Source organism: Streptococcus suis, from assembly GCF_002960445.1.
GTDB classification, from domain to species: domain Bacteria; phylum Bacillota; class Bacilli; order Lactobacillales; family Streptococcaceae; genus Streptococcus; species Streptococcus hyiners.
In genome coordinates this window covers 1-273 of sequence record NZ_POJD01000400.1, presented here as the reverse complement: position 1 = coordinate 273, position 273 = coordinate 1, and the positions used below count along the sequence as shown (strand labels likewise).

1 protein-coding gene is annotated in these 273 nt (G+C 48.4%); it reads right to left on the bottom strand.

Features of this window, described 5'->3' with window-relative positions:
• Positions 1 to 273: peptide-methionine (R)-S-oxide reductase MsrB (msrB, locus tag C1G53_RS12260; RefSeq protein ID WP_105118821.1), on the bottom strand; the 273-nt coding region annotated here is incomplete at both ends.

Sequence of the window (273 nt, the reverse complement as noted above, 5' to 3'; positions counted from 1 at the left end):
GCCGTGGGACTTATCTTGGAAATAAGTCGCAACTTCTTTGCTGATTGGTTTGGTAAAGGAGGGCCAGCCGCAGCCTGAGTCGAATTTGTCCGTCGAGAGAAAGAGTGGCTCGCCAGTCGTAATATCGACGTAGATGCCAGCTTGTTCACTATTCCAAAACTCATTTTCGAAGGGTCTTTCCGTCGCAGCTTCTTGAGTGACTTGGTACTGGAGGTCGGTCAAGCTGTCTTTTAAGACTTGTTGGTCTGGCTTTTGGTAGTCCGCAACATCAAT